An 18,169-nucleotide genomic window follows, 5' to 3' on the forward strand; every position below is an offset into this window, starting at 1 on the left:
TAAATACCCGACTTTGTTAACAGCCAATCCAGGCTGGAGGGAGTGTTGATCGTGAAGAAATACAATGTAGCACTTATCGGCACCGGATTTATGGGTAAGGCGCATTCCATTGCGACTGCTGTAGTTCCGATTTTATTTGGCGCACCTGTAGAGATCGAGCGCAAAATCATCGTAGATATCGATGAGGAACTGGCCCGTGATGCTGCGAAACAATATGGTTTTGCAGAATACACCACCGACTGGCGCGATGTGGTCAATCGTCCTGATATCGATATTGTCGATATTTGTACGCCTAATGATACTCACGCTGAAATCGCTATTGCAGCCGCACTGGCCGGTAAGCACGTCATGTGCGAAAAACCGATGGCCATGACCGTCGCTGATGCCGAAAAAATGCAAGCAGCTGCGCAGAAGACCGGCGTCGTGACCATGGTGTCCTATAACTATCGCCATACTCCTGCCATCCAAATGGCCAAGAAGCTGATTGATGAAGGCCGGATCGGTAAGATCCTCAGCTTCCGCGGGTATTACCTTCAGGATTGGGGCGCCGATCCATCAACTCCGCTGTCGTGGCGTTTTAACAAAGCCAAGGCGGGTTCAGGCACGCTGGGCGATATCGGTACTCATGTGATCGATGCTGCGCGTTTGTTGGTCGGTGAATTCGCTTCTGTAAACTCTATCGTGAAAACCTTTATCGCTGAGCGTCCTCTGCCTGCTGGGCGCTTCTTCGGCCCAGCTGGTCAGGCGTCTTCCGAAAAGGGTCAGGTGGATGTCGATGACGCAGCACTGACCATGATTCACTTCACTAATGGCGTCTACGGCACCATCGAGGTGACCCGAAATGCTTGGGGCCATCACAACCAGCTGGGCTTCGAGATCCATGGTACCAAGGGTTCAATTGCATTCGATTACCAGCGTTTGAATGAACTGCGCGTGGCTTTCGCTGATGATCCGGCTGACACCTTCGGCTTCCGTACTATCTATTCGGGTCCGCATCAGCCGTTTGGCGACAAGCTGTGGCCGGTGGCCGGCATGGGCCAGGGCTACATCGATGTGAAATCTATCGAGTGGTACAACTTTCTCAAAGCCATTGCGGAAAAAGCGCCTGCATCGCCTAACTTCGACGATGGTTTGCAGATTGAACGCATCGCTGAAGCGATCTTGAACTCGGGCGTAAGTGGCAACTGGGAAGAGATCGAACAACCGACTGCATAAAACCGCATTCGAGATGGGTGCGAGCGTTCACACCCATCTCGTGACATCCAACGACGCACGTAGCAAGTTCTTAGGGGATGGACGATGAGCATTGCAGTTGGGTTGGTGGGTGCGGGAGTGATGGGAAGCGAGCACGCGAGGATCCTGCGAGAGGATACTCCAGGGGCGAAGCTCGCGGGCGTCTGTGATGCGGACCCTCAAAAAGCCGATGCTGCAGCTTGCGGTTCGCTGACCTATTCAGATCCCTTGGAAATGATTCGGTCAAATAATATTGATGCGGTATTAATTGCCTCGCCTGATTCGACTCATGCAGAACTGGTTATGGCATGCCTAGAGGTGGGCAAGCCAGTGTTGTGCGAGAAACCGTTGGCGATGAATGCGCAGCAGGCGTTGGCTATCGTTGAGTTGGAGATGTCTAAAAGCCGGCGCTTAGTGCAAGTTGGCTATATGCGCAGGTTCGATCCCGCCTATCAGATGCTCAAGCATAGCTTCGACAGTGGGGAAATTGGTGAGCCGCTGATCGTCCATAATATTCATCGCAACCCGGTAGCCCCTGAGTGGATGACCGGTTCAATGTCTATTTCCAACGCATTTGTGCACGAGATCGATATTACTCGCTGGCTGCTCAACACCGAATTTTCGACCATAAGAATCACCACGACAAGAAAAGGCGATCCGCTTGTTATTGAAGCGTGTACCAACGGTGGTGTCATCATTACCACTGAAGTCAACATGAACTGCCAGTATGGCTATCACGTTCATGCGGAAATCGTTGGCGAACAGGGTGTTGTTTCTTTGTCGTCCATGCCTTCGAAAGTTATTCATAAGGGGGGGCAGAGAGCATTGTCTTATCCGTCCTATTGGGTGCCAAGGTTCCTTGAGGCCTACAAGGAGCAGACGAAGGCGTGGATTAAGACAATTCAGACGGGCAAACCCAATGCGGGCGCAAATGCTTGGGATGGTTATATTACGACAGCCGTAGCCGAACAGATTATCGCTGATAATAACGTATCACCATTAATTCATCTTTCTCTACCGACGTGCCCTTCATTCTATTCGTGAAAGTGGTTTTGGACGGAATATTGTTATTTCATGCCACCTGCCATTTCTCTCGCAGTTTAGCGGCAGAGCTTCGTTAGGAATCGTGAGGTAAAGATGATTAGATATGCAGTAGTAGGGCTGGGTTGGATTTCTCAAAAAGCATTCCTGCCGGCGTCAACGCTAACCGGTAATTCCGTTGTCACGGCACTTGTTACTGGCGACACCGAGAAAGCGAGAAAAATCGCGGAACAATATGGTATCGACACAGTAGTACCGTATGAGAATTATGACGCACTGCTGTGCAGCGATCTTATCGACGCTGTCTACATTGCCGTACCTAATCCCATGCACGCCTCGTTTGCGATCAGTGCGTTGAGGCATGGCAAACATGTCATGGTGGAAAAACCGATCGCCACATCACTGGCGGATGCCGAGGCCATGATCAGGTCTGCGCAGCAGACCGGCGCTCTATTGATGACCAGTTACCGTTTGCATCACGACATCGGCACTGTTGAAGCACTTAAGTCGATTCGTTCAGGTGCTATTGGCGACCCTCGTTTTTTTTCCGCGACCTTCAGTTTTCAATCCGATCCAGATAATCATCGCTTACGCGCGGAGTATTGGGGTGGGCCGCTTCAGGACATTGGTATCTATTGCATCAATGCGGCTCGCCACGTATTTGCTGCCGAGCCAATCGAAGTACTGGCTGTTATCTCCAGAGATGAGAATGACCAGCGTTTCAGAGAAATATACGATTCGATTGCGGTGACGCTACGCTTCCCAGGTAATCGTCTGGGGCAGTTCTATTGCAGTTTTGCTGCGCATCCGCTCGATGTCTATCGAGTTGTAGGCACCCAGGGAACGATAAGCATGGAGCCAGGGTTCCGCTTCGAAGAGCCGATGGCTATGGAGATTGAGAGCTCTGCAGATTCGAAGCGAATCGAATTTGCGCACTACGACCATTTTGCAGGCCAGATCGCCTATTTCTCCCAGTGCATCGTCAGCGGTTCTAGACCGATAGACGATGGAGAAGAGGGGATGGCCGATCTCCGTGTCTTGATTGCCATAGAGCGATCGGTTTCAACAGGTCTGCCTGTGTCTCTGGAGCCACAGGTTTACCGAAATGGCCCTAGCCACGCTTCGGTACGAATGATTGAACCTGCGTCCCTACCTCCGAAAGTGGACGTTCGCTGAAGCACTAGCCACGTTGGGCTTCCCAATTCTTATAACAACAAGGAGTAACTTTCTTGCACATTGGTGTTCCCCTCGAAACCCAGACCGGTGAAACGCGGGTGGCTGCTACCCCGGAAACCATCAAGAAATTGATCGGCCAAGGCCATAAAGTCACTGTTCAAAGCGGCGCCGGCATCAAGGCCAGCGTTATCGACAGTGCCTATGAGGCGGCGGGCGCAACCATTGGCAGTGCCAGTGATGCATTCGGGGCCGAGCTGATCCTCAAGGTGGTCGCCCCCAGCGACAGCGAACTGACGCTGATCAAGAGCGGCACCGTTCTGGTGGGCATGCTCAATCCGTTCAACAACGAAACCATCGCCAAGCTGGCCGAACGCGGCATTACCGCTTTCGCCCTCGAGGCCGCGCCACGTACCTCCCGCGCCCAAAGCCTGGATGTGCTGTCGTCTCAAGCGAACATTGCCGGCTATAAGGCCGTGCTGCTGGCCGCTCACCACTACCCGCGCTTCATGCCGATGCTGATGACCGCCGCAGGTACCGTGAAAGCGGCGCGCGTGCTCATTCTCGGCGCGGGCGTGGCCGGGTTGCAGGCGATTGCCACGGCCAAGCGCCTGGGCGCGGTGATCGAAGCCTCGGATGTGCGTCCGGCGGTCAAGGAACAAATCGAATCCCTCGGCGCCAAGTTCGTCGACGTGCCATACGAGACCGACGAAGAGCGTGAATGCGCCGTCGGCGTCGGTGGTTACGCCCGGCCGATGCCGGCCAGCTGGATGCAGCGCCAGGCCCAAGCGGTGCACGAGCGCGCCAAGCAGGCGGACATCGTCATCACCACCGCTCTGATTCCAGGCCGCAAGGCACCGACACTGCTGAGTGCCGAAACCGTCGCGCAGATGAAACCCGGCTCGGTGGTCATCGACCTCGCGGCAGCCCAGGGCGGTAACTGCCCGCTGACCGTGGCCGACCAGGTCGTGATCGAGAATGGCGTGACCATTTGCGGCCCGACCAACCTGGCCGGTGAAGTCGCGGCAGACGCTTCTGCGCTGTACGCCCGCAACCTGCTGGACTTCCTGAAGCTGGTCTTCACCAAGGAAGGTCAGTTCGACGTGAACCTGGAAGACGACATCGTTGCCGCGTGCCTGATGTGCCGCGACGGCCAAGTCATCCGCAAAAACGCCTAAGCAGGGATTCAGACAATGGAAGAGCTTATCTCCCCCGGTATCTACAACCTGATCATCTTCGTGCTGGCGATTTATGTCGGTTACCACGTGGTCTGGAACGTGACACCCGCGCTGCACACGCCGTTGATGGCGGTAACCAATGCCATTTCGGCGATCGTGATCGTCGGTGCCATGCTCGCTGCCGCGCTGACCGTAACGCCTCTGGGCAAGACCATGGGCACCCTCGCCGTGGCCCTGGCCGCGGTCAACGTATTCGGTGGCTTCCTGGTGACGCGCCGCATGCTTGAGATGTTCAAGAAAAAAGCCCCGAAAGCCGTAAAAGAAGAGGCGCCCAAGTAATGAGCATGAACCTGGTAACGACGCTCTACCTGATCGCGTCGATCTGCTTCATCCAGGCCCTCAAAGGCCTGTCGCACCCCACCACCTCTCGCCGAGGCAACCTGTTCGGCATGCTCGGCATGGCGCTGGCGGTGCTCACTACCGTGGGCCTCATCTATAAGCTCGGTGCGGAGCTAGCGACAGCTGGCATCGGCTATGTGATCGTCGGCCTGCTGATCGGCGGTACCGCCGGCTCGATCATGGCCAAGCGCGTCGAGATGACCAAAATGCCGGAGCTGGTGGCGTTCATGCACAGCATGATCGGCCTGGCGGCGGTGTTCATTGCCATCGCGGCGGTCGTCGAGCCGCAATCCCTGGGCATCGTCAAGCAACTGGGTGATTCGATTCCGGCCGGTAACCGCCTGGAGCTGTTTCTCGGCGCTGCCATTGGTGCAATCACCTTCTCCGGTTCGGTGATCGCCTTCGGCAAGCTCTCGGGCAAGTACAAGTTCCGCCTGTTCCAGGGCGCACCGGTACAGTTTGGTGGCCAGCATAAGCTCAACCTGATCCTGGGCCTGGCAACACTGGGCCTGGGCCTGACCTTCATGTTCACCGGCAACCTCGGCGCGTTCGCCTTGATGCTGGCCCTGGCGTTTGTCCTGGGCGTGCTGATCATCATCCCGATCGGCGGCGCGGACATGCCGGTGGTGGTCTCGATGCTCAACAGTTATTCCGGTTGGGCCGCAGCAGGTATCGGTTTCTCGCTGAACAACTCGATGCTGATCATTGCCGGTTCGTTGGTGGGTTCGAGCGGTGCGATCCTGTCGTACATCATGTGCAAGGCGATGAACCGTTCGTTCTTCAACGTGCTGCTCGGCGGTTTCGGCAACACAGCAGATGCTGCTGGCCCTGCAGGCTCCAAAGAAGCCCGCCCAGTGAAATCCGGCTCGGCTGACGACGCGACCTTCCTGTTGACCAACGCCGACACGGTGATCATCGTCCCAGGCTATGGCCTGGCGGTGGCACGGGCTCAGCACGCGCTGAAAGAGCTGACCGAGAAGCTGACCCACCACGGCGTGACCGTTAAGTACGCGATCCACCCGGTGGCCGGCCGCATGCCCGGGCACATGAACGTATTGCTGGCCGAGGCCGAAGTGCCTTACGACCAGGTGTTCGAGATGGAAGACATCAACTCCGAGTTCGGCCAGGCCGATGTGGTGCTGGTACTGGGCGCCAACGACGTGGTCAACCCGGCGGCGAAGAACGATCCGAAGTCGCCGATCGCCGGCATGCCGATCCTCGAAGCCTTCAAGGCCAAGACCATCATCGTCAACAAGCGCTCGATGGCCAGCGGCTACGCGGGCCTGGACAACGAGCTGTTCTATCTCGACAAGACCATGATGGTGTTCGGTGACGCCAAGAAGGTCATTGAAGATATGGTTAAGGCTGTCGAGTGAGCGGAATAACTCGGCAACGCTGGGGTTATCCCAAATGATGCTTGATAAGCTATGGCTATCGCTGGCAATCGGAAATCGGGATTTGACCCTATCATGACGGAAGAGGAATATCGAGTTCGAAGGATGGACTCTATTAACTTAGCTGTTTTTTAGTACTGATCTAATTTGCTGACCATTTACACATGTTTTGGCATTTGATCCATGTTCGTGGTTTCGGCGACATCAATAATGGCGGGGTAGAAAACGTGAATAATTATAACGGTCGTGTGGTAATAGTTACTGGTGGTGGCTCTGGCATGGGCCGCGCCATGGTGCATGAATTTACCGCTCGCGGTGCCAATGTGGCAGTCCTGGATATCAATCCAAAGCGCGCCGAAGAAACCATTTCCGAACTGGCCAAACCTGACCTTGCCTTTGCTCATGCGGTGGACGTGAGCGATCCTAAAAGCGTCCAAACAGCTGTGGACGCCATTATCCAGCGTTGGGGCCACATTGATTTACTGTGCAACAATGCAGGCATTTTGGACGGCCACGCGACTGCGCATGAAGTTAGCCTGGAAGAATGGAATAAAGTAATTGCAGTCAACCTGACCGGGCCGTTTCTGATGGCCCGTGCTGTCATCCCGCAAATGCTTAAGCAAGGCAAAGGCGCGATCATCAACACTTCGTCGACGTCAGGATTCAGTGCTGCTGGCGGCGGAACGGCGTATACCGCCTCCAAACACGGCGTCATCGGTCTAACCCGCCAACTGACATTTGAATATGGTGCACGCGGTATTCGCGTTAACACGATCTGCCCTGGCGCAACAGCGACGCCTCTGGCCCTGGCCGATCCGGTAACCGCGGGCTCTCCGGATATGGAAGCGGCGATCAAAAAATTCCCGGCCCAACGTTGGTGCCAGCCAAGCGAGATCGCAAAGCTTGCCGCCTTTTTGGGCGGCGACGAAGCAGATTTCGTCCATGGCAGTGAATACGTGATGGATGGTGGATGGCTGGCTGCGGCGCGTGATCCCTTCTGATATGCATCTGTGACTCAACAACGTCAATCTTCCATGCAAAGGTAGCGGATAATGTTTAGTACGCGTGAGTGGCCGGACAGTGGTGTTGAAGGATTTCAGCGAGGGTTTGAAACAGTAGACGGCACCCGTATCCACTATGTAAGCGGTGGCGTCGATAACGGGGAAGTCATGGTGCTGGTATGCGGTTTTCCGCAGAGCTGGTATGCCTGGCGTAAGGTTCTGCCGCTGCTGGGCAAGCACTACCGTGTAATTGCACCGGACCTTCCCGGGCAGGGTGATTCGGATCGTCCGTCCAGTTGTGATACTGGCAACGTGTCGCGCTTGCTGAAAAAATTTTTGACTCAGGTTGGTGTAGAGAAGCACTCCTTGGTGGTTCACGATATTGGTGCCTGGGTTGGTTACCCTTACTGCGCTCAATTCGGTGACAGCGTCACAGGGCTGGCCATCCTTGACACGGGCATCCCTGGTATCAGCTTGCCCGATAATCTACCGTGGGCGTCTGATGTGGCTTGGCGGACTTGGCATGTAGCGTTCCACAACATTCCGGACTTGCCGGAAGAGTTGCTGGAAGGCCGTGAGCACATCTACCTGAGATGGTATCTGCAGCGGAAAGCGGCAAACCCTCAAATCTTCACCGAGGACGATTTTGCGGAGTATCTTCGTGCGTTCCGACTGAATGGATGGAAAGGCGGTCTAGCGTATTACCGGGCGATCACACAATCGGCTGAACAAAACCGTGAGTTCGCCAAATCCTTACTTAAGATGCCAGTGCTGGCTGTTCGCGCAGACCAAGGATCGATGCCTGATCTGGTCAGCGAGTTGAAGAAGGTGGCGGCCAATGTCTCGGGTACTATGGTGTTTAGCGGCCACTATATTCCCGAGGAGCAACCCAACGGCTTGGTTGATGAACTCTTGAAGTTCTTTTCCAATATAAAGTGAGAGTGTAGGGATGATCTACAACGCCCGAGTGTTTTATAGGGCGTTGTTGTCTGGGCGTTCAGTTCGTAGACCATTAAATAACGAGAACTGTCATGTCAGAATTGCAGCCGCTAAACATTACTTATGCTGATGATCCTCGTGTTCTGGCCGAGCAATCAGCAGAAGATTATTCGAAGCATGTGGTACCCCTGTCGGCTAGAACTAATCGCTGGAGCTTAGCGATGGCCTCTTGGTCCGTGCTCAGTGCGATGTTTTATTTATATATAAGTGTGGCGGTCGCTCAAGCCGTAGGTAGTAAGAGTGCGATTATTGGGGTCACACTCTCGGCGCTTTTTTACGGTGGCATAAATTATGTCATCTCTCAGCGCTCAATTAAAAATGGCCTGACGGTCGCTTTGTTGTCGAGAGGTATTTTCGGGGGGGCGGGTGCGATCATTTCATCATTGCTATTTGCTGTAACGGCGACGTATTACGCAGTGTTTGAGGGATCGATCATAGCCGTTGCGTTCCACCAGTATTTTTCGCCCGAGAGCGATATACGGTGGTGGTATTTTTTGGTAGTTCTCTATGCCCTGCCTTTAGTTATGGGCAGTGTTCAGGTCTGGCTGGATAAACTCAACGGTGCGTTGCTACCTCTCTACATTATTGGTTTGATACTGGTTATTGTCATGGCCGGTAATAAATATGGGTTTTCTACTGCATTTCTGTCCATTCCAGCGTCTACCGATCCGGTAATTCCCGGATGGATGTGGGCGTTCATAGTGTACATGGGTATTTGTGTCAATATGATGGTTACAGCTGAATTCTCGCGGTTCGGGAAACCTTCTGATGCAAAATTTCATGGCCTAATTACTTTTGGCCCAGTGTTCTATCTAGCGTTATTCGTTGTGAATGGATTAGCCGGCGTTTTCATAATGAATACTGTTTTTCCTGAGTTGCAAGCCAGTGAGCGCGGTGTGGCGGAAGCCATATTGAATGCTGCCGGTTTTTTGGGCTTGATTTTTATTCTGATCAGTCAGACTAGGATTAACACGGCTAATTATTATGTGGCTTCGTTGAACTTCGCTGGCTTTGCCGCTCGCGGCCTACATCTCAACTGGCCACGTTGGGTGTGGGTGCTGTTTGTAGGTTGCTGCGTATATTTGCTTATGCTTACAAATGTGTTCAGCTATCTGCTCAAGGCGCTAGCATGGCAGGGCGTAGCGGTCACCTCTTGGGTCGCCATTCTCATGACCCATTACGTGCTCAACCGAGATGTGAAATATGGTCTCGAGTTCCGACCGGGCAGGGTCAAAGCCATCATGCCAGGTGCATGGGCAATGATCATTTCAACCGTAGTGGGTATTGCAATCGTTGAAGCGGGAACCAAGGGGAGCTGGTACGTGGAAACCGCGCCTATTCTGATCTCCGGTCTGGCTGCATTTAGTTATTGGTCGATTCTAAAATTTGTCGACGGTGGTTTGATATCGCGAACTGCGGACCCTCGTGACGACGTTGCAGATGTTTGGCGGACCCACATTGAATGTCATGTGTGCAATCGATCTTACAGTGCTATCGAGATGGATCGCGATCCTTCGGCGGAGCAACAAGCTATCTGTGCTGGTTGCGCTGAAGGTAACTACGTCTTCCTTCAATCGGCGCGACGAGAGGGGAACTGTATGCTGGCCTCTGCTGTGCAGGCGAAGTAAAGGTGGTGTAGTGGAGGAACACAGATTGTTACGCAGATCTTGACTGAACAATGCGTGCTTTGCACTCAGCATAAAAACCTATGCTGAGTGTTTTTTTGCATAAGATGAGGTGATTAGTTTGATTTTTTTTAGAAACAAGCGATTCCTCGTTGAGTTGGCCCTGATCATAGGAGTGTTCTCCTTCTGCACTGGCGAGTTTGCAATGATGGGCCTTATCTCAAGCCTGTCGGACGCTTTTCAAAAACCTGAGACGAGTGTCGCTCATTTAATCAGCGCATATGCAGTTGGTGTTGTAGTCGGTGCTCCTATCATGGTTTTTGTGGGAGTTTATCTCAAAAAGAGAAAGCTGGTTCTTTTTCTGTTGGGATTGTATACCTGTGCAAACGCCTTTAGTTTGTTGGCGCCTAACTATGAAACATTATTGCTATCTAGACTCCTGGCCGGTTTCCCCCATGCAGCCTATTTTGGTGTTGCTGCAATGATCGCGGCATCTATGGCTCCCTTCAATAAGCGAGGGAAGGCGGTCAGTAGAATCCTGTTGGGAGTTACGGCAGCGATACTGGTTGGTGCGCCGGGTGCAACCTACATTGGTCAGCAGTGCGGTTGGCGCTCAGTTTTTGCCGCTATTACTATTTTTAGCCTGATGAGTTTGATTCTTCTATATCGCAACGCACCTGAGGTCGAGGATGATCGTAGACTTGACGTTAGAGAGGAATTGGCGCCTTTCGCTCAACTTCAGATATGGCTGGCTCTAGCAATCGGCGCCGTTGGTTTTTGCGGAATGTTCGGCGTCTATAGCTATCTTGCTCCAATTGTTTTAAATGTGACTAAACTGGAAGCTCATTGGATCGCGCCCATGCTCATGTTGTTTGGTGTAGGTACGATGATTGGAAATTTTGCAGGAGGCTGGCTTTATGATCGCGTAAAATTTGCCGCTGTGAATTTCATTATGCTGTTCAGTTTTTTTGCCCTGTTCGCGTTTCCTATTTTGTCCAGAACATTGCCGGGAGTTTCATTTGCCACGGTGTTGCTTGGATGCATGGTTGCGTTGGCACCAGCTTTACAGATGCGACTGATGGATATCAGTAAGCGTGGTCAGTCACTTGTTGCCGCTTCCAATCATGCTGCGTTGAACCTTGCTAATGCGCTTGGCCCTTGGTTGGGTGGGCTTGCAATTAATGCCGGTTGGGGGTGGACATCGACAGGTTACGTGGGTGCCGGCATGGCTTTTGTAGGGTGTTTGATCTATTGGGTGGCTCAGCACCTGGAAAGAAGAGTGGTGTGAAAATGGACTTCAATGGAATATACAAGTTTGCATTTTTTTGTATCGTACGTAATTTTCCAGAGGTTGCGCTTAAAATACGAGAGAATTTAACGGGTTTGGCCTTGATCTTCAAAGCTCATCAATCTTTGGGATATGTATATTTCGTCTCTTTTGTGTGGCTCTATATTGCCTGTGAAATCCGTCGTGACTAGACCCGTGCAGTATGCGACGGTGCTAATCAGCTGTCGATCTGTAAGGCTATTGCACGGTTCGGAAATGTATGAACTCAAGGGTATCCATCTTGCGTTCTCAATTTCTTCGATATCCAAAATGTTAATTGCCTGTGTCAGTGGTTTCATCCTACATATAAAGTGCAGATTGGATTTGCCGAGCTGGTGAGTATGCATTGTGGTGAATCCCACTATGGATTCGAACAATGTTTTTATTCCCGTTTCCTCGAATATCTCACGCTGGATAGAGTGCTGGATTTTTTCTCCTGCTTCAATATACCCTCCGGGAAGTTTGAATCCTGTGGTGCCTCGCTCTTTCACCAAAAGGATCTCATTCAATTCATTCAAAACAATCGCGCTTGCACCAATTGTGTGTGTTGGAATAAACGGTACAAAGGTGACTTCTGACGGCTGACGGACCAATGTTAGTTCTTCACGAAGACAGCTGTGAAACGTGAAACCAGCACTGACGAATAATGGAACGCACTCGGAGCGAGTAATAGGAAGAGAGACCCAAGAAAGAGATTTTCTATTAGTCTCAAGATAGGTCAAGAGAGTTTCAATGTCGTTTTTTAATTCCTCTGTAGTCTTTGGTAACGAAGCAGGGTCAATGATCACGCCGTTAAAGCGATCCAATTCAAATCTCATTGTTGATCTTCAATAGCATTGAGCTAGTCCTCGGAGGATATTCTCCAAGCTTTGCTGTATCGCCGCGCTTGGGATTGGCGAGTATATAAAAAACACTTTGAGCTTGCAAGATAAGCCACACGTGCTTATTCATCCTTTTGTTCCGCAGAACGCTAGTTTTGTTCCGAATTAATTTTCGCAGCATCAAGGCAAAAAAATAATATCGCCTCGATATGGCTTTAATAATTGATGCGGCAAATTTATCGCTCGACTCAGTACCGCTTGAAAAATCTATCAAACGGTTTTTCTCCAAATCTGGTGTCTTTTTTGCATCGGATTTTGTGGTCCTTTACTATGGCTAGAGGTATTTATGCACTCGCTAAATTCAATCGCTGGTATTAAAAGGTACCGTATCCAAGACGAGATCCCCATCGCAATAGATGACACGGGTAATGGCCCTGGCGAGATTGCTGGTGTTGGTCAGGATTCAGGGGGCAAAGTAGGTGAGGAAGTTGAGCTAACAAGCCGGTCTCGAATGATCGTAGCGGTGGCGTGCGCTACATTGGTGCGTATTACGTCTCGTATCTACAAATCGTTACCTAAACGGGGACACTAGAGCGTTACTAAATGACTCGCTACGCTTGTAGAAAGGTGACATTGCTGTTGACATTGGATCTTATTGCATAGGGCGGTTGTGCTTATTTTTTTGCTATTCGATAGGCTCTCCGCCATTTTCCTGGGATATGGAGTCCTATGGCAAGCAGGTGTGGCACGATGGTCAAGGCGTCTCAATCCAGACTGGACCTGTTATTTGGGGAGGCGTGGGGTGCAATGGCCAGCATGCCTACCATCAACTGCTGCACGAGGGATCCACTTGATCCCCGCTGACTTTATTGCGTCGGTGATGAGCCAGAATCCCTTGGCTGATCACCAGTAATGGCTGTTCGCGAACTGTGTGGCGCAAAGTCAGGCGCTTATGCAAGGTATGAGTCGAGCCTAAGTTGAGGATATCTTGCAAGGCATGGGCTTATCCAAAGAGGAACTAGTACGGATCACGCATCACAAAATTATTCCCGGTAACCGCCCGAGCAATATGATCATGATGCAAAAAGTCACGCCATCTACGTTAGTCGCTTCAATCGCTTTATGAACAAAAAGTGTTCGTCCAAAGGTTTATTTGGGAGTTAACTGTTTGATCAGTGGGGCGTCGAGCTCGGGAAGGCTCTATCATCGATCGCTCAAGTGATTAATATTGATATTCATGATGTTCTCCTATTCCAAGGCAGTAGTGCCTCAAATTCAAATTCAACAGCCCGATAGTCTCAGAGGATACTCATTGATCTAGCTTTAGCCACAGCTTGAGCTCTTCGCCTTACTCCAAGTTTTCCGCAAATCCGCTGTATATGACTTTTCACCGTAAACACCGAGATGTACAACCGCTGCCCAATTTCGGCATTCGATAGACACGCTTCAACCAAACGCAAGACCTCTATTTCTCGATCCGAAAGCACGACGTACTGTTTATCCCTCTCCACCGAGGAGCAGAGGTCTGGATAGGTTCGCTCAAGGTTTTCCATTGGCAATCGGTGCTGCATTGACTTGGAGGCTTCAAGCCCTTTAAGAAGCCATAACCGCGCTTCCTCTTTATTGCCGGCTTTATAGACGATAAGTGCAAGTTTAAATGTCAAGTCAGCGGCGCTGGTTAGATAGCCTTGAGAGTACGCTTTAGTGATGACAGCCTGAAGTTTACTGATGGCCTTTGGGTAGTCGGACGCTCCAGCTTCAGCCGCCAGTCCTTCACATTCAAGCAGCAGCTCCAAGGTGGAGAATGGCTGGGTACATTGTCCCGACGCATGACGTTGCTGGATGCGCTCAAGCAAAGGTATTGCGCGGCTGGGCTCGCCGCGACGGATCAGTATTTTGGCTTGTGCTAGTTCCAAACAAGCCAAGTAGCTTGCGGGTGCCATTTTCCTTTCGGTCAATAACTTGGCTGCTTTATCAACCAGGCTAGATGCCTTGCCGATCTCATCGTCCAGCAACGCTAGATCTGCTAACGCTAGAAGAGCTTGGTAGGCGGCCGGCTCCAATGCGTTATTCATTATGCGAAAGCTGATCAAAAACTGTTCCTCTGCCAACGCCATTTTTCCAAGGCGCATCTGTATCTGGCCAAGCTTGAGATGGGTACGGCCAACCCACCCGCGCTCGGAAAAAATGGTATTGGAGATGAGCAGGAGATTGCGTTCGAGCATCGACTCTGCTTGAGTCAACTGTCCTCGCACCATCATTACGTCAGCTTGGTAGTTATCCACTATCACGGCGGGCAGATCGCTATCTAGCAGTTTCAAGAACTGCCGTGCAGACGCTAAAAGGTCGTCAGCAACCTTTAGCTGACCAGCAAACAATGCATGGTTTATTAGGGTGGTGCGACAAAGTAACTGTACCGCCCAATCTTGGACTGGTAGGAGTTCAATGGCATCTCGGCAATGTAGCTGTGCATTCGAAAGATCTCCCGAAGCATGGGCTAGAAGCCCTAGCAGCGCTTGGGCCCGACTGAATGTTCGTCGTTGCTGCCCAGCGTCTGCAGCCGGTAGAAATTTGTTGAGGCTCTCTAGGCAAACCGCTGCTTTCTCTACTTGAAAGGTTGCGCCAAATGCAAAAGCACCGAGCAGCACCAGATCACTGCTGCTGTGGGTAAGGCTAGCGGGCAAATCGTTGAACCATTCAAAAACTTGTGTGGACTGGAATCCGTATAGCAGGCGTCTATCGGCTAGCTGCTCGAGCAATTTAGTCGCTCGATGATGTACGCCAGCAGCCAGAGCATGGTCGATTGCGAAGCGGTATTGCTCTTGATCTTCCAGCCAGTTACAGGCTCGCAAGTGAATGCGCTGGGTGTCTTCTGCATTCAGCTCTCTCGCCAAAATGGAAGCCGCAGTAGGCATTAGCCGAAACCAGCCAGGATGCTCCGCGATTGGGTAGAGAAAAGCGCCTTGACTTTCTAAGTCCCTAAACCACGCATGGCTGTTATCAAGTTCGAGGAGGTGCGAGCAAAGCGCATCATTGAAAGCTGAAGCTACGGCCAGAATAGCCAACTGCCTCCGAAGTTTGTCGGGCAGTGTGTCGAGCAGCTCAATCCCTATGTAATCGCGTAGCAACGACTCAATCTGGTAATTATTGCTCAGATGGGTACGCTGGCTTTGCTGCACAGCGAGCCAGATTGAGGCCGCAGCAAACCAACCCTGGGTGTCGCGGAAGGTACTTTCGAAAGCTTTAGTATCGTTTTCTTCGCCCAACAGAATGATTAGTTCGCCTTGGGTAATGGCGAGATCGAGACCGGTTATTTCAAGAAGCTCATCAGCAATTAGCAATTTCGCCAAGTTGATACCAATCCGCCGCCTGGTAGAGACCCACCATTGAACAGCATTGTTGGGCAAATTCAGCAGCCGCCCCAGCAAGGTGTCAAGCTCTGGTGTGGGTCGATGCGGGTAGTCATCGAGCATGATCCACACAGAACTTGAAACCTCCATCAACGTTTTGGTCACGAGCGCTTCGCTGGCTTTTTCGGGCGTACTCTCGGCAAAGGCCGCAAGGATGCTCTGGAGGAAACCTTCGTTATTCTGCGCCGCCCCGTGCATGGAAATCCAGATAGTTCGCCCTGCCGTCCTGGTCCGTGCGCAGTCCGCCATCAAGGTGGTTTTGCCGCTACCGGCAGCGGCACAGAGCAAGCGCAGTCTGACATCCCGAGAGAGCACCTTGTTCATTAGTGATGTGCGGAGGATGTGGCTTCTTGGTTTTCGTGGAAGCTGGGGAAGGCTGGTGTCAGGGGGAGGGGATGCTGGAATCATGGGTTTACTCATCTCATAGCAGTGAAGCCTGTCTGATTTTTCAGCTTTTAGTATGGGGCCAACCCTCCTAGTGCGTCACTAGCCACAAAGCACTAGCGAGATTCTTAAAAGAACTACGGTAACGCTTATATCTCCTGAGAAGTAGGAAAAACTATATTTATCAGTCAGTTAATGGATTTGAATTAATTTGGTTCTTTGGGGTTAATGCGATCAAGCATACCTGAGACGTAGTGTTTAACCCGATCGTGAGTCCGATCATTGCTGTGGGCTCACGCTGATGAAACGCGTCTGCAATGACCATTCCTGCCGCCCGTATGCAGGCATGGGTTGCGCTCAATAATAAAAACAAGTGAGACATAGGATGCAAAATACACCCAAGTTAAGCCGAGCTGTTCGTGCGGCAGTCCATGGCTACTCCCGACCCAATTTGACTCTTGGCGCGTTGGCTCTATGCCTGGCGCCGTGCGGATCAGTATTTGCTTTTCAATTTGAAAGCGAAACTGTGTCTGGCTCGCTCGACACTACGGTCTCCTACGGCACCACTTACCGAGCACAGGCTGCCTCAAAGAAGCTGATTGCACGCTCCAATGGGGGCAGTGTCGATAATGGCCCCATCGTGTATGACGACGGTGATCTGAACTTCCGCAAGGGAGAATTGGTATCCGAGGTGGCCAAAGTCGTATCAGATCTGGATCTGCGCTTCCAGGAAAATTACGGTGTGTTTGTACGTGGTCGCGCGTTCTATGATTTCGAGTTAAAGGATGACTCCCGTCGTCAACGTGAACTCAGTGACGATGGTGAGGATCTTGCTGGCTCGAGCGCTGATCTGCTTGATGCATTCGTTTATGGTTCTTGGGAGCTCGGGAATCATCAGTTCTCGGCTCGCTTGGGCCGACAAGTCATCAACTGGGGCGAGTCGATATTCGCTCAAGGCGGCATTTCAGCGACCAACCCCTATGATGTAGGCGCCCTCCGTGCACCTGGATCAGAAATCAAGGAAGCCTTTCTTCCGACCCTGATGGGTTCGTTCTCTTTTGAATTGACCGAGAACATGACCCTTGAGGGCTACTGGCAGCCGGGTTCATCTTGGGAAGCAGCGAAGCTGGACGCCTGCGGAACCTTCTTCTCGACCACTGATGTGATCGGAGACGATGATTGCGATTATCTGCCTGTCTCCGCCATCCAAGAGTCTGTTACGGGCCTGCTTGGTAGATCCACTGCGTTCGACAGCCCGGACGAAGTGCGTGCCTATCTCAATGGTGTGCCTGCCGGCACGAGGGCTCTCGCTGAGTCCCTGCTGATGAGTACTTATGTGCCTCGCTCGCATGATGTCGAGCCGGATGGTGATGCTCAATATGGCATTAGCCTGCGTTGGACGGCTCCAGAGTTGAACCAATCGGACTTCGGTCTTTATTACCTTCGCTATAGCACACAGACACCAGTAGTGAGCGCGAAAGCGGGATCCATCGTGGCAGTGCCTGGTGTTGGCCAAATTCCGTTTGCCAATCGCGCGACCTACTTTGCTGAGTACTTAGGCAAGCGTGATCTCTACGGCTTCAGCTTCAATACAACAGTCAACGGCGGCCCGCTGGATGGGTTGGCTGTCGCTGGTGAGCTTAGTTATCGCCCCGATTCGATTGTCAGCAAGTACACCTCTCGAGCTGTGATCTCTCCGGCTGTGGTTGGGGGCTTACCCGAAGGGACATACATCCCTGGCTATGTGAAAAGGGATCGGGCACAAGCAACTCTTTCCGGTATCTACTTGCTTCCCAGCGGCGTGTTGAGTGCGGACTCTGGAAGCATCGTTGCCGAAGTGAGTGCTAACCGAATCTATGGAAGTCTGCCCCAGCAGACGTTTGATAACCCAGACCTGCCCGGGGGCATGACAAACAGCTCATGGGGCGCTACAACCACTGGCTCTCTAACGTACAACGACATCTTCGGGCAATTCACCGTTTCTCCTGGCGTAAGCGTTTACAGCGCCATCAACGGGCGTAACGGCGCTAACAACAAAGGCGAACGCGCTTACACCGCAAAAGTGGATACCACTTATAAAGAAGTAATTGGTGCAGGCATCAGCTACACGGCGTTCAACGGCGGTGGGCGCTACAACCGTGACCGCGATTTTCTGAGTCTCAATCTCAAGTACAGTTTCTGAGG

Annotated in this window: 13 protein-coding genes and 1 pseudogene; 12 read left to right on the forward strand and 2 right to left on the reverse strand. The window is 52.0% G+C overall.

Features of this window, described 5'->3' with window-relative positions; translation table 11 throughout:
- Positions 1–51: 51 nt before the first annotated feature.
- The 10 genes from J3361_RS03040 (at position 52) to J3361_RS03085 (ending at position 11,331) form a co-directional block, all read left to right on the forward strand.
- Entirely contained in the window at positions 52–1,215 is a 1,164-nt protein-coding gene (locus J3361_RS03040) for a Gfo/Idh/MocA family oxidoreductase (protein ID WP_046062120.1), read from the forward strand.
- 84 nt (positions 1,216–1,299) lie between these two features.
- Complete coding sequence (locus J3361_RS03045; protein ID WP_207962438.1) at positions 1,300–2,277, forward strand: Gfo/Idh/MocA family oxidoreductase; 978 nt, start codon at positions 1,300–1,302, stop codon at positions 2,275–2,277.
- Positions 2,278–2,370: 93 nt separating this feature from the next.
- Complete coding sequence (locus J3361_RS03050) at positions 2,371–3,450, forward strand: Gfo/Idh/MocA family oxidoreductase (protein ID WP_207962440.1); 1,080 nt, start codon at positions 2,371–2,373, stop codon at positions 3,448–3,450.
- Positions 3,451–3,503: 53 nt separating this feature from the next.
- A complete protein-coding gene (locus tag J3361_RS03055) occupies positions 3,504–4,625 on the forward strand; it encodes a Re/Si-specific NAD(P)(+) transhydrogenase subunit alpha (RefSeq protein ID WP_047230082.1) in 1,122 nt (373 codons plus the stop codon).
- A 15-nt stretch (positions 4,626–4,640) separates the two neighbouring features.
- Complete coding sequence (locus J3361_RS03060; protein ID WP_003187010.1) at positions 4,641–4,964, forward strand: NAD(P) transhydrogenase subunit alpha; 324 nt, start codon at positions 4,641–4,643, stop codon at positions 4,962–4,964.
- Complete coding sequence (locus tag J3361_RS03065; protein ID WP_030139190.1) at positions 4,964–6,400, forward strand: NAD(P)(+) transhydrogenase (Re/Si-specific) subunit beta; 1,437 nt, start codon at positions 4,964–4,966, stop codon at positions 6,398–6,400. Before J3361_RS03060 ends, J3361_RS03065 begins: the two co-directional genes overlap by 1 nt.
- Positions 6,401–6,582: 182 nt before the next feature.
- Complete coding sequence (locus tag J3361_RS03070) at positions 6,583–7,419, forward strand: SDR family oxidoreductase (RefSeq protein WP_152667473.1); 837 nt, start codon at positions 6,583–6,585, stop codon at positions 7,417–7,419.
- A 51-nt stretch (positions 7,420–7,470) separates the two neighbouring features.
- Positions 7,471–8,358 carry an alpha/beta hydrolase gene (locus J3361_RS03075; RefSeq protein WP_046061901.1) on the forward strand — a complete coding sequence of 296 codons (888 nt, stop codon included), beginning with the start codon at positions 7,471–7,473 and terminating at the stop codon, positions 8,356–8,358.
- A 92-nt stretch (positions 8,359–8,450) separates the two neighbouring features.
- On the forward strand, positions 8,451–10,046 hold the full coding sequence (locus J3361_RS03080; protein WP_207962442.1) for a cytosine permease: 1,596 nt from the start codon (positions 8,451–8,453) through the stop codon (positions 10,044–10,046).
- A 109-nt stretch (positions 10,047–10,155) separates the two neighbouring features.
- The gene (locus J3361_RS03085; RefSeq protein ID WP_207962444.1) at positions 10,156–11,331 is read left to right on the forward strand and encodes an MFS transporter; all 1,176 of its coding nucleotides are present in this window, start codon (positions 10,156–10,158) and stop codon (positions 11,329–11,331) included.
- Positions 11,332–11,417: 86 nt separating this feature from the next.
- On the opposite strand, the gene J3361_RS03090 is transcribed toward J3361_RS03085, so the two are convergent.
- Positions 11,418–12,188 (reverse strand): NUDIX domain-containing protein, encoded by a 771-nt coding sequence (locus J3361_RS03090; protein WP_046061898.1) that lies wholly within the window; start codon positions 12,186–12,188, stop codon positions 11,418–11,420.
- Positions 12,189–12,907: 719 nt separating this feature from the next.
- Between J3361_RS03090 and J3361_RS03095 the strand changes: the two are divergent.
- Positions 12,908–13,394, forward strand: a pseudogene (locus J3361_RS03095) (glucose-6-phosphate isomerase); the annotation flags it as partial.
- A 95-nt stretch (positions 13,395–13,489) separates the two neighbouring features.
- Here the strand turns inward: J3361_RS03095 and J3361_RS03100 are convergent.
- Positions 13,490–16,009 carry a LuxR C-terminal-related transcriptional regulator gene (locus J3361_RS03100; protein ID WP_161798337.1) on the reverse strand — a complete coding sequence of 840 codons (2,520 nt, stop codon included), beginning with the start codon at positions 16,007–16,009 and terminating at the stop codon, positions 13,490–13,492.
- Positions 16,010–16,370: 361 nt separating this feature from the next.
- On the opposite strand from J3361_RS03100, the gene J3361_RS03105 reads away from it, so the two are divergent.
- Complete coding sequence (locus tag J3361_RS03105; RefSeq protein ID WP_207962446.1) at positions 16,371–18,167, forward strand: DUF1302 domain-containing protein; 1,797 nt, start codon at positions 16,371–16,373, stop codon at positions 18,165–18,167.
- Positions 18,168–18,169 lie beyond the last annotated feature (2 nt).

This window comes from Pseudomonas sp. OA65, assembly GCF_017498305.1.
In the GTDB taxonomy this organism is placed as follows: Bacteria; Pseudomonadota; Gammaproteobacteria; order Pseudomonadales; family Pseudomonadaceae; genus Aquipseudomonas; species Aquipseudomonas zanjanensis.

Excerpts from the sequence above, each read along its gene's own strand:
- J3361_RS03045 (WP_207962438.1), top strand. The coding sequence starts at position 1,300 with ATGAGCATTGCAGTTGGGTTGGTGGGTGCGGGAGTGATGGGAAGCGAG.
- J3361_RS03050 (WP_207962440.1), top strand. The coding sequence starts at position 2,371 with ATGATTAGATATGCAGTAGTAGGGCTGGGTTGGATTTCTCAAAAAGCA.
- J3361_RS03060 (WP_003187010.1), top strand. The coding sequence starts at position 4,641 with ATGGAAGAGCTTATCTCCCCCGGTATCTACAACCTGATCATCTTCGTG.
- J3361_RS03065 (WP_030139190.1), top strand. The coding sequence starts at position 4,964 with ATGAGCATGAACCTGGTAACGACGCTCTACCTGATCGCGTCGATCTGC.
- J3361_RS03070 (WP_152667473.1), top strand. The coding sequence starts at position 6,583 with ATGTTTTGGCATTTGATCCATGTTCGTGGTTTCGGCGACATCAATAAT.
- J3361_RS03075 (WP_046061901.1), top strand. The coding sequence starts at position 7,471 with ATGTTTAGTACGCGTGAGTGGCCGGACAGTGGTGTTGAAGGATTTCAG.
- J3361_RS03080 (WP_207962442.1), top strand. The coding sequence starts at position 8,451 with ATGTCAGAATTGCAGCCGCTAAACATTACTTATGCTGATGATCCTCGT.
- J3361_RS03090 (WP_046061898.1), bottom strand. The coding sequence starts at position 12,188 with ATGAGATTTGAATTGGATCGCTTTAACGGCGTGATCATTGACCCTGCT.
- J3361_RS03100 (WP_161798337.1), bottom strand. The coding sequence starts at position 16,009 with ATGATTCCAGCATCCCCTCCCCCTGACACCAGCCTTCCCCAGCTTCCA.
- J3361_RS03105 (WP_207962446.1), top strand. The coding sequence starts at position 16,371 with ATGCAAAATACACCCAAGTTAAGCCGAGCTGTTCGTGCGGCAGTCCAT.